At 35.1% G+C, this 16,697-nt stretch carries 17 protein-coding genes and 1 tRNA gene; 11 read left to right on the forward strand and 7 right to left on the reverse strand.

Translation table 11 applies throughout. The features are described 5' to 3' along the window. Window positions 1-35: 35 nt before the first annotated feature. Together ORI89_RS09955 and ORI89_RS09960 are read right to left on the reverse strand one after the other, a co-directional pair. Window positions 36-1,046, reverse strand: coding sequence for an SMP-30/gluconolactonase/LRE family protein (locus tag ORI89_RS09955; RefSeq protein ID WP_268230326.1), 1,011 nt, complete (start codon window positions 1,044-1,046; stop codon window positions 36-38). Window positions 1,047-1,062: 16 nt separating this feature from the next. Further along, window positions 1,063-1,755, reverse strand: coding sequence for a hypothetical protein (locus ORI89_RS09960; protein ID WP_268230327.1), 693 nt, complete (start codon window positions 1,753-1,755; stop codon window positions 1,063-1,065). A gap of 144 nt (window positions 1,756-1,899) precedes the next feature. Here ORI89_RS09960 and ORI89_RS09965 point away from each other — a divergent pair, with 144 nt between their 5' ends. Next, window positions 1,900-3,378: a DUF3943 domain-containing protein gene (locus tag ORI89_RS09965; RefSeq protein WP_268230328.1), complete on the forward strand. Its 1,479-nt coding sequence runs from the start codon at window positions 1,900-1,902 to the stop codon at window positions 3,376-3,378. An 84-nt stretch (window positions 3,379-3,462) separates the two neighbouring features. Here the strand turns inward: ORI89_RS09965 and ORI89_RS09970 are convergent, their stop codons facing one another. From ORI89_RS09970 to ORI89_RS09980, 3 genes are all read right to left on the reverse strand, one after another. Continuing rightward, window positions 3,463-4,023 carry a GNAT family N-acetyltransferase gene (locus tag ORI89_RS09970; protein WP_268230329.1) on the reverse strand — a complete coding sequence of 187 codons (561 nt, stop codon included), beginning with the start codon at window positions 4,021-4,023 and terminating at the stop codon, window positions 3,463-3,465. Window positions 4,024-4,083: 60 nt separating this feature from the next. Continuing rightward, window positions 4,084-5,421 carry a trigger factor gene (locus ORI89_RS09975; RefSeq protein ID WP_268230330.1) on the reverse strand — a complete coding sequence of 446 codons (1,338 nt, stop codon included), beginning with the start codon at window positions 5,419-5,421 and terminating at the stop codon, window positions 4,084-4,086. Between the two features lie 71 nt (window positions 5,422-5,492). Next, window positions 5,493-5,574, reverse strand: a tRNA-Leu gene (locus tag ORI89_RS09980). Window positions 5,575-5,725: 151 nt separating this feature from the next. Between ORI89_RS09980 and ORI89_RS09985 the strand changes: the two genes are divergently transcribed. The 9 genes from ORI89_RS09985 (at window position 5,726) to ORI89_RS10025 (ending at window position 14,310) form a co-directional block, all read left to right on the forward strand. Beyond that, the gene (locus ORI89_RS09985) at window positions 5,726-6,343 is read left to right on the forward strand and encodes a hypothetical protein (RefSeq protein WP_268230331.1); all 618 of its coding nucleotides are present in this window, start codon (window positions 5,726-5,728) and stop codon (window positions 6,341-6,343) included. Between the two features lies 1 nt (window position 6,344). Then, entirely contained in the window at window positions 6,345-6,647 is a 303-nt protein-coding gene (locus ORI89_RS09990) for a winged helix-turn-helix domain-containing protein (protein ID WP_268230332.1), read from the forward strand. A gap of 61 nt (window positions 6,648-6,708) precedes the next feature. Beyond that, window positions 6,709-8,169 carry a cell envelope integrity protein CreD gene (gene creD / locus ORI89_RS09995; protein WP_268230333.1) on the forward strand — a complete coding sequence of 487 codons (1,461 nt, stop codon included), beginning with the start codon at window positions 6,709-6,711 and terminating at the stop codon, window positions 8,167-8,169. A 399-nt stretch (window positions 8,170-8,568) separates the two neighbouring features. Further along, window positions 8,569-10,665, forward strand: coding sequence for a S9 family peptidase (locus tag ORI89_RS10000; protein WP_268230334.1), 2,097 nt, complete (start codon window positions 8,569-8,571; stop codon window positions 10,663-10,665). Window positions 10,666-10,827: 162 nt separating this feature from the next. Further along, complete coding sequence (locus ORI89_RS10005; protein WP_268230335.1) at window positions 10,828-11,424, forward strand: GrpB family protein; 597 nt, start codon at window positions 10,828-10,830, stop codon at window positions 11,422-11,424. Next, window positions 11,424-12,332 (forward strand): GNAT family N-acetyltransferase, encoded by a 909-nt coding sequence (locus tag ORI89_RS10010; RefSeq protein ID WP_268230336.1) that lies wholly within the window; start codon window positions 11,424-11,426, stop codon window positions 12,330-12,332. Before ORI89_RS10005 ends, ORI89_RS10010 begins: the two co-directional genes overlap by 1 nt. A 90-nt stretch (window positions 12,333-12,422) precedes the next feature. Next, on the forward strand, window positions 12,423-12,851 hold the full coding sequence (locus ORI89_RS10015) for an N-acetyltransferase (protein ID WP_268230337.1): 429 nt from the start codon (window positions 12,423-12,425) through the stop codon (window positions 12,849-12,851). Between the two features lies 1 nt (window position 12,852). Then, window positions 12,853-13,317 (forward strand): GNAT family N-acetyltransferase, encoded by a 465-nt coding sequence (locus ORI89_RS10020; RefSeq protein ID WP_268230338.1) that lies wholly within the window; start codon window positions 12,853-12,855, stop codon window positions 13,315-13,317. A gap of 42 nt (window positions 13,318-13,359) precedes the next feature. Then, window positions 13,360-14,310: a helix-turn-helix domain-containing protein gene (locus tag ORI89_RS10025; protein ID WP_268230339.1), complete on the forward strand. Its 951-nt coding sequence runs from the start codon at window positions 13,360-13,362 to the stop codon at window positions 14,308-14,310. Window positions 14,311-14,319: 9 nt separating this feature from the next. Here ORI89_RS10025 and ORI89_RS10030 read toward each other — a convergent pair whose 3' ends face one another. Continuing rightward, window positions 14,320-14,886, reverse strand: coding sequence for a GNAT family N-acetyltransferase (locus ORI89_RS10030; RefSeq protein WP_268230340.1), 567 nt, complete (start codon window positions 14,884-14,886; stop codon window positions 14,320-14,322). A gap of 236 nt (window positions 14,887-15,122) precedes the next feature. Between ORI89_RS10030 and ORI89_RS10035 the strand changes: the two genes are divergently transcribed. Then, complete coding sequence (locus tag ORI89_RS10035) at window positions 15,123-15,620, forward strand: DUF2938 domain-containing protein (RefSeq protein ID WP_268230341.1); 498 nt, start codon at window positions 15,123-15,125, stop codon at window positions 15,618-15,620. An 11-nt stretch (window positions 15,621-15,631) separates the two neighbouring features. Here the strand turns inward: ORI89_RS10035 and ORI89_RS10040 are convergent, their stop codons facing one another. Then, window positions 15,632-16,663 (reverse strand): helix-turn-helix domain-containing protein, encoded by a 1,032-nt coding sequence (locus ORI89_RS10040; RefSeq protein WP_268230342.1) that lies wholly within the window; start codon window positions 16,661-16,663, stop codon window positions 15,632-15,634. Window positions 16,664-16,697: the final 34 nt, after the last annotated feature.

The following is a 16,697-nucleotide window of genomic DNA, read 5'->3' on the forward strand; positions in this document are numbered from 1 at the left end:
TTTATTATAAAGGTACTTATTGGAAGATGATTTATTTACTTGCGCATATTAATCCGCAATACTTTATCTGTACTCGTCATGTATAATGTTTTTCCATCTTTTGAAAGTGAACAATTTGATGTTGTTATTTCTGTATTTATTTTTGCTAAAGGTTTACCTTCTTTACTCAGGATCCATACGCCTCCAGGTCCGGTGGTGAATATATAGCCTTCACTGTCTACTTTCAATCCATCCGTCCCGCCTGATCCTTTGTCTTTTAGGTTACGGAAATCAAAAAATACTCCTCCCGACTGAATGTTTTTTTCTTCATCTAAGTTATACGCATATAGAGTAGATGTTCCTGAGTTTGATATATATAGAGTTTTCCCATCGGGTGATAGTGCAATTCCATTTGGATGAGAAATACTGTCAATTAATAAGCTGGTTTTTTGCGCATTATCTATTTTGTACACTCCTGAAAAAGGAAGTTCTTGATCTTCTTTTTTAGCAAGACCATAGCCAGGGTCTGTAAAGTAATAATTTCCCATTTGATCTTGCGCTATATCATTTGGACTATTGAGACGTTTATTATTATAAGAGTTTGTTAGTGTAATATAATCTGGTTGAGGCTGTGTAATATCAGCGTTCATTGCAGCTATAGCGTGATCGCCATGTTGACATAAAATGAGTTTGCCATCTTTGCTTAAGAGCAAACCATTCGAACCCATTTCACCTCCGCGTTCTTCTGCTTTAGTGTATCCAGAAGGTTCTAAATATGGAGTAACCCCTTCTTTTTCTGTCCATTGATAAACTATGTTATGCGGAACATCTGAAAATAAAAGCATTTGTTGTTTTTCGAGCCATAGAGGCCCCTCGCTCCAGGTATAACCTTCTCCTAATATTTCTACAACTGCATTACTATCAATTAGCGTATTTCCCATAGGATCAAGTATCTCAACACTTCCTATTGTGGGTCTGCTTTTTTGGAGCTCATCAGTTTTGTTCGAGTTGGTACAAGATGCTAAGTTTATCGCAGTTAGTATGATTATAGTGAGTATTTGTTTCATTTTTTCTTAATTTAAACTAATTATCTTTACTCCATATTTCGTAAATATCGTCTCCTTTTGAACTTTTGCCACTATGCTGCCACTCTCCATTTTCTAAGGACCCCTTAAAAGATAGTTGTGCACCTACTCGATGGTTATCTCTTGAGAAAAATAGAATATTTTCAGTGTATTTACCGTTTGCAAAAGTATAGGTTCCACCTCCGGTGCCATAAAAACCTTTAGTTGCAGGGTTGATTGCAATCCATTGAAAATAACCATCAACTAATATTTTTATTGTTTTTCTGTCTGCACGTGGAATTGTTGCTAGCTTTTCGTTTTCCATTCGACCTGTTATTCGCCAAAGACCGTCTAGATCTTGTTTGTTGTTATTTGTTTTTTTTAGAATCTTTTTTCCCTCCAGTATGAGTGCCTCATCATTGTAGTGTATATTGGTGGTGAGGGAGGTACCTATCATTTGCTTATCATCATCATTGTATTCGACTTGTATCGTTATTCCATTAGCTTCTGAATACGTAAATGGACCACCCATCGTAGCAATGTATTCATTATTTTTGAAATGTGTTACAGAGCAATAGCCATCTATAAATAACCAAAGTACGTTCTTATCAGCTTCTCGGTGAATAAAACTCCCTTGTAATGTTTTATTTTCTTGTCCAGTTGCAGTGCCGATAATACATAATAAAAAAGTGTACAAAAATAGTTTTTTCATGTCCTAAAATGTTGGTTTACATTTAAATGTACGAAATCTATTTTGAATGAAGCTTGTTTTTCTATCTTTGTTGATAGTGTTTGGATAGAGTGAACCTGTGAAGATAGGGATGTTGAAGGGACTGTTTTATAATTGATTTTACGTATGTATATAATTAACCGTTCTTGTTGTTTATTATTTTTTCTTTTATGCTGGAGTTTTAAAAGCTCGGGGCAACTGTTTAAAAGTTATAATAAAATTGACACCACTCTTAATGTCGTGGATACAGTGTCATTTGGGAAGTTTAATACACGTTACGAAATGGATACGACTTATGTTTCAAACAAAAGTGGAGAAGTTAAACGTGATAAAAAATTTTGGCGTGCAGGCAGTCAATGGTTCTTAGCTCAAGCTTTTCCAGCACTATTTAATCGTTTCATAACAAAAGACCCGTATTCTTATATTAGTTTTAGGAATTTTTTTGACCATCAGAAGCTTTCAGCTTGGGATTGGGATGATAATCAGTTTACAACAAACCATTTAGATCACCCTTTTCATGGTTATATCTACTTTAGTGCATTTCGAAGTAATGGTTATAATTTTTACCAATCAAGCTTAGCAACGCTAGCAGGTAGTTATATGTGGGAAACTGCTGGGGAGACGCAAGCTCCTTCTATCAATGATTTAGTGAATACAACTTTTGGGGGCATCCTTCTTGGCGAGATGACTCATCGTTTGTCGAGGAATATATTGGGGAGGGGAGCGCGTAATAAGAATTCACGTATGAGTAGTGAGCTAGCTGCTATGTTTGCCAACCCTGTGAATGCTCTGAATCGTTGGATGGATGGCAATTGGGGCAAAGCTGATGGGTATAGTTTGGCTGATTCCTCTACGGTGTGGGCTGAAGTAAATTTCGGAGTAAGACGTTTTGATGCAAAGGAGGGAGATCTTTTGGAAAAAGGTAAGAACGGATCTTATGGGCGTTTGCGCCTTTGGTATGAGAACGAAACGAATGGAAAAAAGAAGCCTTTTGATCAGTTTTTTGTTAACCTTGAGTTTGGTAAAGGAGATAGTACATTTATTAATTCGGTGAACGTTCATGCATTATTGTTGAAAAATGATTTTTATAATAACCAAAGGGGAGATCATTATGGTGTCTTGAGTGCTCATTATGATTTTTATAATAATGATGCTTTTTTCTATGGCGCTCAAAGTTTAAATTATAATTGGAACTCAGAATTTAGGTATAGTAATAAAAATCGGCTTAATATGAGTGTTGGTGTTGGTGCCGTATTATTAGCAGCAGTTCCTGACCCTTATTTGCTCTATGGTGATGCTAGAAACTATAATTATGGTTCAGGTGCAAGTTATCGTTATCGAGGCGAATTAAGCTTATTGAAACGTTTGATGATTAGTTTAGATTATAACGGAGGTTTGTTTTATACCATTAGTGGTAATGATTCATACTATATTTTACATGCGGCTACATTAGAAACGAACTTACGCATTGTAAAAAACTTTTCGCTAAATTTTAGTACAGGATATTTTGCTTTGGAAGGTCATTTTGACGATAAACAGTATGAAGATTTTAATCGTACTTTTCCTTCGGTAAGATTGTCTTTAGGGTATAATGCACGTTTTTAGCTAATTTGCTATTAAGTCTCCTAAAATATTATGGTCTATATTATAGCTAGACCATAATATTTTATAGTATATCAGAAATGCTTTTTAAGCTGAGAATTGTAAATGTTCCATTTCTTTTTCGAAAATAGTGACGTCCCGAACAGGTTTAAAACCTAATTTTAAGTATAATTTTTTTGCGTCTGGATTTTCTTTGTCAACAAGTAAGCCTAAAATTTCCTGACGAACAGTAACATAATAGTCTATTGCATATAGTAGCAGCATTTTTCCTATGCCCTTACCTTGAGCTGCGGTAGATACTGCTAAGGTATCTATGTATATTTCTCCTTTTTGTGTTTCTTTTTCAAGGTTTAGGATTTTACCATATGTTTGTTCCAAATAGTCGAGAATTGGTGTGCGTAGCTCTTCTAGATTGGCACCTGGATAAAGACATATCTGACCGATTATTATACCATCATTTTCAGCGACGATAATGTTTTCGTAGGAATACTGATTAGCTTCCTTGGCAATATGTTTTTCTAAAAAATCAATAGCTTTTGTTTTATTGTTTTCTCCTAAAAAATAATAAATAATTTCTTCCATCGCTAAGAGCATAATGGGAGCTATCTGTGCTGCGTCGGTTATTTTTGCTTTTCTAATCTCTAACATATCTTTAAAATAAGAAAGGCTACCTGAAAAGGTAGCCTTTATATTGAAATAAAAATAAATTTATTTTTCTAACTTTTCAAATTCTACAAAGGTAATTTCTTTTGCAGTAACTTTAACTGTGTTTTTTAAGTGGTCAAAAACTTTTAATGCTTTAGCCTCTTCAAATAAACGGTTTGCTTGTTCTCTATCTTGTAACAACTGCATAGCATATTGATTTAATTGATCGTCAGTAGGCTCTTCGTTGATGTTGTACATTTTGATTTGAGAGTATATACGTTCTTTAGCAAGATTCACTACTTCTTCGTATTTTACTTCAAGACTATTAGCTGTAACGATACGATTTTCAATAATCGTCCATTTCAAGTTGCTAAGGAAATCAGCAAAACCTTCTTCTAAATCTTTTTCTGATATACTAGGGTTTGTTGCTTTTAACCATTTCTTTAAGAAGTTTTCAGGGAAAGTTGCTTCAACTTTATCCATACCATAAGTGTACATGTCATTACGTAGCTTTTGGTCTGCATTTTGTTTAAACAAGTTTTCAACTTCTTCCTTTACTTTTGCTGTAAATTGCTCTTCTGTTGTTACTTCACCAGCAGGGAATAACTTATCGAAAAATTCTTGATCGAGGTCAGACTCTTCTAAACGGTTAATGTTGTTTACTTTTAACTCAAATTTAGTTACATCTAAAGCAGTTGCTTCCTCTTCTGTAATACCTAAGATACGTGCGAGATCAGCTACTTTAAAAGATTTTTTCACGTCTAATTTCGCGACATCATCTTTTTTAAGACCAGCTAATGCTTTTTTAGTTTTTGCATCTTCTATAATATCAGTACGTACAGAAGTGGTTTTTTCAATTGGACTCTCGTCTTTTTGTTGTGTTAATGTAGCGTAAAGTACATCGCCTTCTTCTGACACCTCAGGGTTTGTCATTTTTCCGTAGCTACGACGTAAGTTTTTGATACGCTCTGTTAAAGTTTCTTCATCAGCCTTAATGTCATAAGCTACAAATTCAGTAGAGGCAGAGAACGGAACTTCAAATTCTGGTGCTATACCGATTTCATAATTAAATGAGAAAGTATCTGTAAAGTCCCAGTTATAGTTTGTATCTGCATCAGATTCTGCTGGAAGCGGCTGACCTAATACCTCAATTTTATTTTCGGCGATATATTCAGAAATCTTATCGTTTACTAGTTTATTAACTTCATCAAAGAGGATAGATTTTCCATAAGTACGTTTGATATGTCCTACAGGAACCATACCTGGGCGAAATCCGGGTAGTTTTGCTTTTTTAGCTTGTTCTTTGATGGCTTTATCTACAGAAGGGTTGTAATCTTCCGGTGTTAATTCAACCTTGATGCTTGCGTTGACATCGTCAACTTTTTGGTGTGAAATGTTCATACTCTCGTTTAGCTTTTAAGCATTTACAAAAAAAATCCTCCCGAGTTTATTAAGTTCGGGAGGAAATCAAGTGCGGAAGAAGGGACTCGAACCCCCACGCCTTGCGGCGCCAGATCCTAAGTCTGGTGCGGCTACCAATTACGCCACTTCCGCAGTTAGGATTTTGTTTGTGTGGCACAAAGATAGAAAGCTTGTCGATATCTTGCAAGTATTTTTATCTTTTTTTTCAAAAATATATTTTTTAATAAAAATGTATTGTATAAGTGTTTTAGTTTCATTTACTTTGTAATTCAAAGTTCTTTGTATGAATCAGAAAGACTTGCTAGAAGAAATAGGACAAATACGGCAAATTATGGAGCGTTCCTCTAAATTTGTGTCCATATCCGGGTTGTCCGGAGTTTTAATTGGGCTATATGCCTTAATTGGGGCTTGTTTGGCCTACATCAAAGTTTATGGTTTTAAGAGTGAGTTCGGATATCGTGACCATTATGTCAGTGATCCTAATATAACTCTATATCTGTTTTTTGTGGCCTTGGCTGTCCTGCTTGTTTCTTTAGCAACAGCAATTTTTATGGGTAGACGGAAGGCTAAGAGGTTAAATCAATCCACTTGGAATGCTACAAGTAAGTCTTTGTTTTTTGCTGTAGGTTTACCTTTGCTATCAGGGGGGATCTTAGCTTTAGTGTTTATTAATAAAGGTTATTATGACCTAATAGCAGGAACATTGCTTGTATTTTATGGATTAGCTTTAGCTGCCGGAAGCACGTACACATTTAAAGAGGTGCGTTGGTTAGGCTTGTTCGAAATTGTATTGGGATTAATTGCTATATTTTTACCAGGATATGGTATTGTATTTTGGGCGCTAGGTTTCGGACTGTTACATATTATTTATGGTTTTATAGTTTATAAAAAATACGAATAGGGTGGGGTTAGATCTGTCTTTATATAATAAAGTATTTGAAAACAAAATACGTTTACAGATCATGAGTGTTCTGATGGCGAATGATGATTATGACTTCAGCTCGTTAAAAGATATTTTGGATGTGACAGATGGTAATTTAGCCTCTAATTTGAAAACCTTGGAAAAGGAAGGTTATATTAATGTGGAGAAGAGTTTTGTTGATCGGAAACCCAATACAAGGTATAGTCGCACTACAAAAGGAAAAAGAGCTTTTGAGAATCATTTGCTCGCATTAGAAAATTTAATAAAACAAAAGTATAAATAGTTTTTTTTTACCCATCAACTTTGAAAACCAAAGTACTTTATATTATTTAAAAAATAAAAACATGAAAGAAAGTAACCCAGAAGCAGAAGTTAGACCTTCTTTATTTGATCGATTAACGAATTCGACCGTGTTAAAGTTATGCGTAATTTTAATACTTGTATTATTTATGTTGATTCCCCTGTCGTGGATCAACGATTTGATTTCTGAACGGAAATATAGAGAGCATGCTGTCGGAACAGAGGTGGCTAGTAAATGGGGGGGAAGTCAGGTGCTCTCGGGGCCAATTATTGGTGTTCCATATATTCATCAGTATAACTCTACCTTTACGGATGACAAAGGGAATGTAAAGACGGAATTGATCAGTGAAAAGGAGTTTGTTTTTTTAGTAGCGAATAAACAAGAAGTTACATCTGTTGTTAGCCCTGAATATCTAAAGCGAGGAATTTATCAGACCGTAGTTTACAATGCCGAAATAGATTTAAAAGGTGATTTTCAGCAACTAGATTTAACAAATTTAGAGCTTCATGATGACATGCTTCTTTGGGATCAAGCAAAAGTTTTTATAGGAATCAGTGATGTAAAGGGACTGAAAGCAGTTCCTGTTTTTAATTATGGTGGTAAAGAGAGTTCTTTTCAATTGCGAAATAGTGAAGTCGATCTCTTTGAGAATACATTAGCCGCAGATATTGATTTATCTGATCGGTCAACTATTCTTGACTTTCATATTGGATTAGATTTGAGAGGAGCCCGAACATTTACTATATTTCCTACAGCTAATGAAACTTCTATAGCGGTTTCAGGAAATTGGGCGAATCCGAGTTTTACGGGTGGATTTTTGCCTGAGGACCGTGAGGTTACTCATGATCAGTTTACAGCTTCTTGGCGCATTCCAAGTTTTAGTAGAAAATTTTCTCAGCAATGGAAAAAAGATACGGGACGCTTGTATAGTGTTACAAATTATAGGCAATATGATGATGTATATGCTAGTTATGGTGAATATCAAACTGTGGAAGCTTCAGCTACTATTGATAAGGCAACTGAGCAGGATATGGTTCAAATCAATTTTTTAGAATCTATGAACAGTTATCAAAAGACCAGTCGTGTGGCTAAGTACGGTGTTTTAGTGATTCTGCTGACATTTACCTCTCTGTTTTTTACTGAAATTGTAAAAAGAAAACGTGTCCATATTATACAGTATGTTCTTATCGGTTGTGCAATGACTTTATTCTATTCATTACTATTAGCAATCAGTGAGCATGTTGGCTTCAATTGGAGCTATCTTTTGTCTGCATGTGCTACAGTCATCCTTATTGCCTTATTTATTTATGGTATAACAAAGGATCGAAAAACCGGTTTTATTTTTAGCGGTATCCTCACTTTATTTTATGTTTTTATATTCTTTTTGCTACAGTTGCAAGATTATGCATTAATTGTAGGAACATTAGGTGTGTTTATTATTCTGGCTGTATTAATGCGTGTTTCTCTGCGTATTGATTGGTATTCCTTTGATAGGGTGAAGTAAGTGTTTGTTGTATTATGAATTTTGTTCGATTTAAAATTTATTTAACCTTTCGTACCATCCTGTATTCTGCAAGATTTCGATATGGGCGTTACATTTATTAACTTGCTCCCGAAAAAGAGGACATTAATTGTTTTTTTAATGTCCTTTATAATTATTTTATATAAAAGCATTAAAATATACTCTGTCATTAATAAATGAGGTGGTAAGTGCGAGAAATGTACAAAATGGATATCGAGAAGCTGATTGCTAAGAAGCTTCTATAGCATAAAATGTATATATACTTCCGATACTTCTAAGTAAGTGTTAAGTAGTAAATTGGTTTTTCGTTATAAAAGGGGGAGTGGTAAGGAGTAGGTGAATGATGATAGATGACCGTTAATAAGCAATTTAGATAAATATATGAATAAAGTATCAATGTTAGCTGTCGCTGTATTACTAAGTTCCTCGGCGTATACACAGCGAGCTCCTGAACGAATGATTGATAAATCTTTGATTACGCATAAAATGCAAAATTTAGGAAAGGATATAATGACGCCTGAAATTCTTTGGGAGTTGGGAAGAGTGTCTGCGGAAGGTTTATCTAAGGATGGTAAACAGTTAGTATTTGGAGTTTCTAATTATAATCTCGGAGATAATAAGTCTGAGAAAAATTTGTACGTTGTTCCTGTTTCAGGGGGCAATGCAGAAGTTTTTACGTCAAGTCCGGGGGGAGAGTCTGTTATTGACATCACAGAACAAGGAGATGTGGTGTACCTATTAGCAGGGCAGCTTTGGAAAAAAAGTCTTTCTGGAGGCGAAGCGATGCAGCTTACAGATATAGAAGGTGGATTGTCCAATGTTAAATTCTCTCCTGATAAAAGCCATATACTTTTCAGTAGAGATGTTCTAATCAAAGATTATCACAGTACAAATAAATACAAAGACTTAGATAAATCAAATGTTTATGTCTACGACAACTTGGACTATAGGCATTGGGATAGTTTTAATGATGGTAAGTTCAGTCATCCTTTTGTTGCTCGTTATAATGATGGGCAACTTAGTGAACTCATAGACTTATTAGAAGGAGAGCCCTACTACAGTCCGCAAGCGCCTTTTGGTGGGGCAGAAGACTATACTTGGTCTCCCGATAGTAAAGCGGTGCTTTATGTTTGTAAGAAGAAGTTTGGAAAGGACTATGCGACAAGCACAAATACTGATATTTATCGTTATGACCTTGGCAGTAACACTACGATAAATCTCACTGAGGGAATGAATGGCTATGATACAAACCCTACATATAGCCCTGATGGTCAAAAACTTGCTTGGTTGAGTATGAAGACGGATGGCTATGAGGCAGATAAAAATGATCTGGTCGTTTTTGACAAATCAACAAATAAACGATTTAATTTGACCGCAGAGTGGGACGGTACCGTGAATTCATATTTATGGAGTAAGGATAATAAAAAAATCTACTTTACTGCCCCTGTTAAAGGCACTGTGCAGATATTTGAAGTTGATTTATTAATGGCTTTGAAAGGAAGAAAAGGAACGTCTGTAAAACAGATCAGTACAGGAGCTTTTGATATCTCAGGTATTGTTGGGGAGGTCGACGGCGGTTTTGTCGTAACATCTACCACGATGACTAGAGCTGCGGAGATTTATATGTACAATACGAAGTCAAATACTTTATCGGCAATAACGAAAGTTAATGATGAAATATACGCTAAGTTAGCAGATACAAAAGTAGAAGGGCGCTTTACAAAAGCATCAGATGGTGAAGATTTATTCTCGTGGGTTATATATCCTCCTGATTTCGATCCGACTAAAAAGTATCCTACTTTATTATTCGCACAAGGTGGGCCGCAGTCTGCCACTACACTTGGTTATTCTTTTAGGTGGAATTTTCAATTGATGGCCTCTCAGGGATATATTGTAATTTTACCTAACAGAAGGGGAATGCCGGGGTGGGGTGAAAAGTGGAATGCTGATATTTCTAAAGATTGGGGAGGTCAATCTATTCGTGATTATTTATCTGCAATTGATGACTTAGCTAAAGAACCGTATGTTGATAAGTCTCGCATAGGTGCTGTCGGAGCTAGCTATGGAGGCTATTCCGTATTTATGCTTGCTGGGGTGCATGAGGGACGTTTTAAATCCTTTATATCCCATTGTGGGTTGTTTGACATGACTTCATGGTATGGGACGACAGAAGAACTTTTCTTTGCTAATCACGATCTCGGTGGACCTTATTGGGATAAAACAAACGAAAAAACATATACGGAGTATAATCCGATTACACATATTGATAAATGGGATACACCAATTATGATTATCCAAGGTGGTTTAGATTATCGTGTGCCTATTGGCCAGGGACTGGAGGCTTTTCAAGCTGCACAATTGAAAAATATTAAAAGCCGCTTGGTGTATCTTCCAGAAGAAAACCATTGGGTACTTTCTGGGCATAATGCACAGGTTTGGCAGCGTGAATTTTTTGGCTGGCTGAAAGAAACTTTATAAAGCTTTTACTGCTTGAAATAATTGGGAAAGCTCTATAACATGAAAGTTATGGAGCTTTTTCTTTGAAAGAATAGTAGGGTGAAAAATTGAAGAAACGCCAATTTATCTGAATGTGTAAAAGTGTAAATTTGTAATTGTTAGTTTAGAATATAAAATCTACCGATGAAGCTAGTAGTACAACCTTATACAGTAAAATGGCAGGAGCAGTTTTCCTCAATTGCTTACGATTTAAAAGCACTTTTAGCAGATGAAGATGTACAAATCGACCATATAGGGAGTACGTCTGTGGATGGGCTTTCAGCGAAGCCTATTATTGATATACAGTTGGGCGTTAAAGATGAGGTTGCGCTGGATAAAATATCCAATATACTTCAAGCGCCGAATATAGTGTATTATGAAAAGTATAATGAGTTTATGCCTCAAAGACGTTTTTTCGTTCTGTTTAATTGCTCAATAGATGATTTAGGAGCACCTTCTGTCGTGAAATTGAAAGAAGATGTACCTGATATATTGCAAAATCATGATTTACGTATAGCTCATATTCATGTCTTTGTAAAAGGGTCGGAAGATTGGGTAAGGCATATTGCATTTAGAGATTACTTAAGGGTACATCCTGAAGTTAAAAATGCTTATCAATCTCTCAAAGAATTGTTAGCAAAGAAAGAATGGAAAGATGGCAATGATTATAATGCTGCAAAAGATACATTTCTGAAAAAAGAAGAACAGAAAGCAATAGAATGGTATAAAATAAATAGATAATGATAAAAGAGCATATAAATATACAAGGTGATCATTACATTTTGTACGTAGGGTATCAGCATGATGAGAAGTTACGATTGGAATTTAACCGTATGACTGAGGAGTTTTGGGAGTTTGATTTTGAAAACTATTATAAGTCGGGCTATTGGGATGATAATTGTATAATTTACTCTTTATTTGTTGGAGATAAAATAGTCTCACATACAACAGTCAGTTTGTTTGCGCAGGATGAGAAAACACTTGTTCAGTTAGGTACAGTGATGACAGATATGGGATATCAAAGGAAAGGTCTGAGCCGTTTTTTGATGGGAAAAATTATGGATGACTTTAAAGATAAGAGTCATGGCATATTTTTATTTGCCAATGAAACTGTTCTTAATTTTTATCCACAATTTGGTTTTGTTGCAGTTACAGAGTATGAGTATTCTTTACAAGAAAGTAATACCTCTTTTGAAAAGAAGTATACACCGCGTCAATTAGATCTTGACAAGCCTGAAGATTTGAAGCTATTCGACACATTGGTGAACGTTTCTGTTGCTAACAGCGATTTTCAAACAAAAAGTATAGGATTAGCCTTTTTCTATTGCTATGCGTATCCCGAGATGGGATATAAAGAATCTATTTATTACATTGAAGAGTTGAATTGTGTCATAATAGCACAAGTGGAACAAGAAGTATTATCTATATTTGAAGTGTTCTCTCCATATGAAATTAAAAATGAGGATGTTATATGTGCGTTTGCAGATGTGGCATTTCAAGAAGTTATTTTTGGGTTTACGCCTAAAAATACTGAAGGGTTGCAGCATAGAGTGTATAAAGATGATGATTTACAGCTTTTTGTTTCTTCTGGATTACAAGCTGTTTTTGAAAATAAAAGATTAAAAATAAATGCTTTATCACATACCTAAATGTAATTTCAGTTAGCAACAGAAATTGCATCTTGTAAATAATGGTTTAAGAAATAGGAGGTATCAATTTTAGATGTTGAAAATTATAGAATGATACGAAAAGCAACGGTTGAGGATTATCGGCAAATAGTAGATATTTGGTTAGAAGCATCTATAGCAGCTCATGATTTTATAGCAGAGACTTATTGGCAGCAAGGTGCGAAGGATATGTTGGAAACTTATCTTCCAGCAAGTATTAATTGGGTATTCGTTAATGCAACGAATGAAATAATAGCGTTCGCTTCTGTAATTGATAATCATGTAGCTGCATTTTTCGTTATGCGTCAGGAACAAGGAAAAGGGGTTGGTGTAGCCCTTTTAAACTTTCTTAAAGAGAAACATAACGAGCTTACATTGAATGTTTATGCTTTAAATAAACCGGCAGTCGGGTTTTATAAGAAAAATGGCTTTCGTCTTGTGGATGAATCGTTTGATGAAAATACAGGAGCTTTAGATTATAAGTTAATATGGGAACGATAGTATGCAAATAAGAGATGCTATAGGATCAGATATTTCTGAGATTGAAAGTCTTTATAAAGTACTTTTTGAAAATATGGCGGATTATGAGCCTTATTATATGCAGCCTGCAAAACAGGATACATTGTTTTTGGAGAATGTGATTGCAGGTAAAGATAATTTTTCAATGTTTATTGCCGAGATAGACCAAAAGGCTGTAGGTTTTGTTATTGTGCAATTACAAGTTAGTCCGCCTTACAATTGTTTTGTTCCATTAAAGGTCGCTTATTTAATGGATATTGTGGTTGATAAAAGGCAGCGAGGAAGAGGAATTGGTAAGGCCTTGATTGATCGGGCAAAAGTATGGGCTAAAGATAAGGGCGCTGATTATGTCGAGCTTAGCGTACTGGGAAAAAATAAATCTGCTGCTGATTTATATAGGAGAGAAGGGTTTAGTGTTTATAATGTTTCAATGCGTTATAAAGTATAAGAATAGGTTTCCTAGTGATCATCAACGATAAATTTTGCACGTATGAATAATAAAGATATTAGAGAATTAAAAAACAAGGAGGATTTTAAGAATTTTTATTTAAAGGACGCTCCGATCACTTTTTGTGAAGAATGTGCGACAATTTCATACGAAAGTGGGAGTGGTTTCTTAGAAATTGCACAGCTGGAAAACCTCAAACAACAACAGAGAAATATAAGCGGACAGCAGACGCGTAGAAAATTTTATAGTATCGTGCTGATCACAGAAGGGGAAATCGAAGAAACTATCGGGCATGAAAACTATAGATTTGAACCGAATACGATGTACTTCATTGGAGAAAGTCAATTACATGTAGTAGAGCGTTGGAGTGATGATGTAAAAGGAATTTACTGCATGTTTGATGTAGATTATTTTTTATTGTGCATAAAGCATCAGGTTAAACTTAATGATTTTCCTTTTTTTCAGCTTGGTCGAGAGCCCTTTATTCTACTATCTGATCGTGAAATGGGTATGATGGAGCATTTGTTTTGGAAACTGAATAGTGAAAAATGCAATAAGACTTCCTTTAATGATGACCTATTAACTCGTATGTTTCTCAATATTATTTTACTGGAAGCAGAACGCATTTATAATAAGCAAACTCTTCAAGAAAACTTCTCGTTATCTCGGCAAGATCAGGTAGTCGCTCAATTTCAATTCTTGGTAAATCAATATTTTGTCGAGAAGAGACAGGTTATTGAGTATGCGGAGATGCTGAATGTTCATCCTAATTATTTGAATGATCTTGTAAAAGAAGTTACTGGTTCGCCAGCAAGTCACTTTATACAAAAACAACTGGTTCAGGAGATCAAATCGAGACTTTTGCAAACAAACGATACGATCGCGATGATCGCTTATAAACTCCACTTTACAGACGACTCTTATTTTAATCGTTTCTTTAAAAAACAAACTGGTTTTACTCCTTTACAGCTTCGTAAAGACCACAGACATTAAAGCTGCAATCTATTGCCCCTTTCCTGCTTCATAGTGATAGCGAAGAAGTGCATATATTTCAGCATCTACAAAACGTCCTTTTTCATAAAAATAACCATGTAATACACCTTCAGAATTTAAGCCAGATTTTTCCAGCAAGTAGCGAGAAGCTATGTTTTCAGGGTCGATAAATGCTTCAATACGGTGGAGGTCGAGTTCGTTAAAACCGAAGGCTAATAATATTGTTAGTGCTTCAAACATAATACCTTGTCGCCAATATTTAGGGTTTAGTTCATAACCTATTTCGGCACGACGGTGTTCTTTAGCAAAGTTATGAAAGCCACAGGTTCCCATCAGTTCTCCAGGCGTATCTTTTAATGTTATTGCCCACCGAATGTTCTCTCCCTTGCTATAACGCTCCTGCCAATTTTCGATCAAAGCGGTTGCTTCTCCGATTGTAGTAAATGTCGGTAAGTCATAGAATTCTGTCACCTCATCTTTCGAGAAATAATCAAAAAGTGCCTTGGCATCGTTGGGTTCAATAGGACGTAATACTAGGCGGCTGCTCTGTAAAATAGGAAACGGAGTAATATTCATAAACATGTTGTTTATGGTAAAGGTAACTTTTAGTGTTTGCTTTTAAACCATTTCTTCTATATAATATTGATGTTAATCGCATAATCTGTGATTTGTCCAGCTTTCTCTCGGATTTGTGTCGAGTATAAAACCTACATATAAAGTAATTTTGTTTACTAAGATTAAAGCACAATTTGTGCAGAAGATGTGTGTATGCATCAAACAAGTTTATAAAAGAGTTTTAAAAAAAAGTAAAGATGAATATATTATTTGAAATGATTGGGTATGCTTTGTTTATAGGGATAACGGCTACTTTATTTATGGATATTTACGCTATTTTGGTTTTAAAAGCTTTTAATATTCCTTCATTAGACTACGCTATTGTGGGGCGTTGGTTAGGGTATTTTAAAGATGGTGTTTTCAGGCATGATAATATACTGAAAACAGAAAAAGTAAAAGGTGAAAGACTGCTTGGCTGGTTAGCTCATTATGTTATAGGCATATCGTTTGCTTTTGTTTTAATATTGATTTGCGGTATAGAATGGGTGCATACACCAACATTTTGGCCTTGTTTACTGGTTGGGCTATTGACAACAGTCGCACCATGGTTTATCATGCAGCCTGCATTTGGATTTGGTATTGCAGCTGCAAAAACACCTAATCCATACCTTTCTAGATTAAGAAGTTTAAATGCTCATGCTATTTATGGGATAGGCTTATATATTGGTGCTATTTTATTAAGCATGTTAATTTAAGTACAACACCATTATTGGGAAAAGCCATCATCTAGTGTGATATGACCATAGCTGCGCTGCCCTATTGATTTTGGGGAGTGCCCATAAAATGTTTTAAATGCAGCAGAGAATTGCACTATGCCATTATAGCCGCATAGTTCGGCTATTTCGCTAACTGTATATTTTTCCTTATTAAGTAGTTGTACGGCATATTTCATTTTAAGTTCAATGACATAACGTTTTACCGTTGTTCCAAAGCATGCTTTAAACCCCTTTTTGAGTTTGAATTCGTTAAGGTAAGTCATCCGTGCGAGTTCAGCAAGTTTGGGTGCCGCTGTGAAGTTAGTATCTAAAATCTTTTTTGCTTCTAACAGTTTCTGTTGATCCTGCTCATTAAAGCCCGACAACTCGCTTACCAAATGTTGTTGTTGGTTTATTTCTAATTGAAGTAGCAAGAGCTCTTGTATTTTATTCTCTATATAGAGTTTTTTTAATTCACCTGTACGTTTACATTGCCGTATATCATTAATCACAGCATGTAACGCCGGGTTGAAATTTAACATTGTTTTTGAAAGAGTACTGGTCTTTTGTTCAAAAATATTTTTCACAAACTCCCTGTGAAGAGCATATTCTTTAGGAATGAGATTAAAATAATAGTCTTTTGATAAAATTACAATAAAAAAACTGATAGGATTATCCGGGGTCATTTTAAACTTTCCGCAGTAATTTTTCGAAAATGTAATGTTATGCATTTTTCCGTCACCCTGCGTTTGCCAGTCTAAATTGTTAACATTGGCTTCTATATTGGAGTTATACATAAACTCCATCATCACCGATTCTCCCTCTATCTTGAAAAGGTCTGTGACTGTTTGTTGCAGTGCTATCTTTACGTCGATCATTATCATGCCGCTGGAAGTAATCTGACGATACTTTATATAATCTATCCCCTTCCCCTTAATGGTGATTTCTTTATCGTCCAGTTTGGCATTTTTTCTGTAGGTATCATCAACTTCTTTTTGAATATAGTATTTACCCAACTCTATTAGCTTTGCTGATAACTTCATTTTTAATCCGTTTCTATTAAATAATCATCCCTTT

Source organism: Sphingobacterium sp. UT-1RO-CII-1 (assembly GCF_026711005.1).
In the GTDB taxonomy this organism is placed as follows: Bacteria; Bacteroidota; Bacteroidia; order Sphingobacteriales; family Sphingobacteriaceae; genus Sphingobacterium.

Bases quoted from the DNA above. Each gene is read 5' to 3' on its own strand.
- ORI89_RS09955 (WP_268230326.1), bottom strand. From the start codon at position 1,046: ATGAAACAAATACTCACTATAATCATACTAACTGCGATAAACTTAGCA.
- ORI89_RS09960 (WP_268230327.1), bottom strand. From the start codon at position 1,755: ATGAAAAAACTATTTTTGTACACTTTTTTATTATGTATTATCGGCACT.
- ORI89_RS09965 (WP_268230328.1), top strand. From the start codon at position 1,900: ATGTATATAATTAACCGTTCTTGTTGTTTATTATTTTTTCTTTTATGC.
- ORI89_RS09970 (WP_268230329.1), bottom strand. From the start codon at position 4,023: ATGTTAGAGATTAGAAAAGCAAAAATAACCGACGCAGCACAGATAGCT.
- ORI89_RS09975 (WP_268230330.1), bottom strand. From the start codon at position 5,421: ATGAACATTTCACACCAAAAAGTTGACGATGTCAACGCAAGCATCAAG.
- ORI89_RS09985 (WP_268230331.1), top strand. From the start codon at position 5,726: ATGAATCAGAAAGACTTGCTAGAAGAAATAGGACAAATACGGCAAATT.
- creD (WP_268230333.1), top strand. From the start codon at position 6,709: ATGAAAGAAAGTAACCCAGAAGCAGAAGTTAGACCTTCTTTATTTGAT.
- ORI89_RS10000 (WP_268230334.1), top strand. From the start codon at position 8,569: ATGAATAAAGTATCAATGTTAGCTGTCGCTGTATTACTAAGTTCCTCG.
- ORI89_RS10005 (WP_268230335.1), top strand. From the start codon at position 10,828: ATGAAGCTAGTAGTACAACCTTATACAGTAAAATGGCAGGAGCAGTTT.
- ORI89_RS10010 (WP_268230336.1), top strand. From the start codon at position 11,424: ATGATAAAAGAGCATATAAATATACAAGGTGATCATTACATTTTGTAC.
- ORI89_RS10015 (WP_268230337.1), top strand. From the start codon at position 12,423: ATGATACGAAAAGCAACGGTTGAGGATTATCGGCAAATAGTAGATATT.
- ORI89_RS10020 (WP_268230338.1), top strand. From the start codon at position 12,853: ATGCAAATAAGAGATGCTATAGGATCAGATATTTCTGAGATTGAAAGT.
- ORI89_RS10025 (WP_268230339.1), top strand. From the start codon at position 13,360: ATGAATAATAAAGATATTAGAGAATTAAAAAACAAGGAGGATTTTAAG.
- ORI89_RS10030 (WP_268230340.1), bottom strand. From the start codon at position 14,886: ATGAATATTACTCCGTTTCCTATTTTACAGAGCAGCCGCCTAGTATTA.
- ORI89_RS10035 (WP_268230341.1), top strand. From the start codon at position 15,123: ATGAATATATTATTTGAAATGATTGGGTATGCTTTGTTTATAGGGATA.
- ORI89_RS10040 (WP_268230342.1), bottom strand. From the start codon at position 16,663: ATGAAGTTATCAGCAAAGCTAATAGAGTTGGGTAAATACTATATTCAA.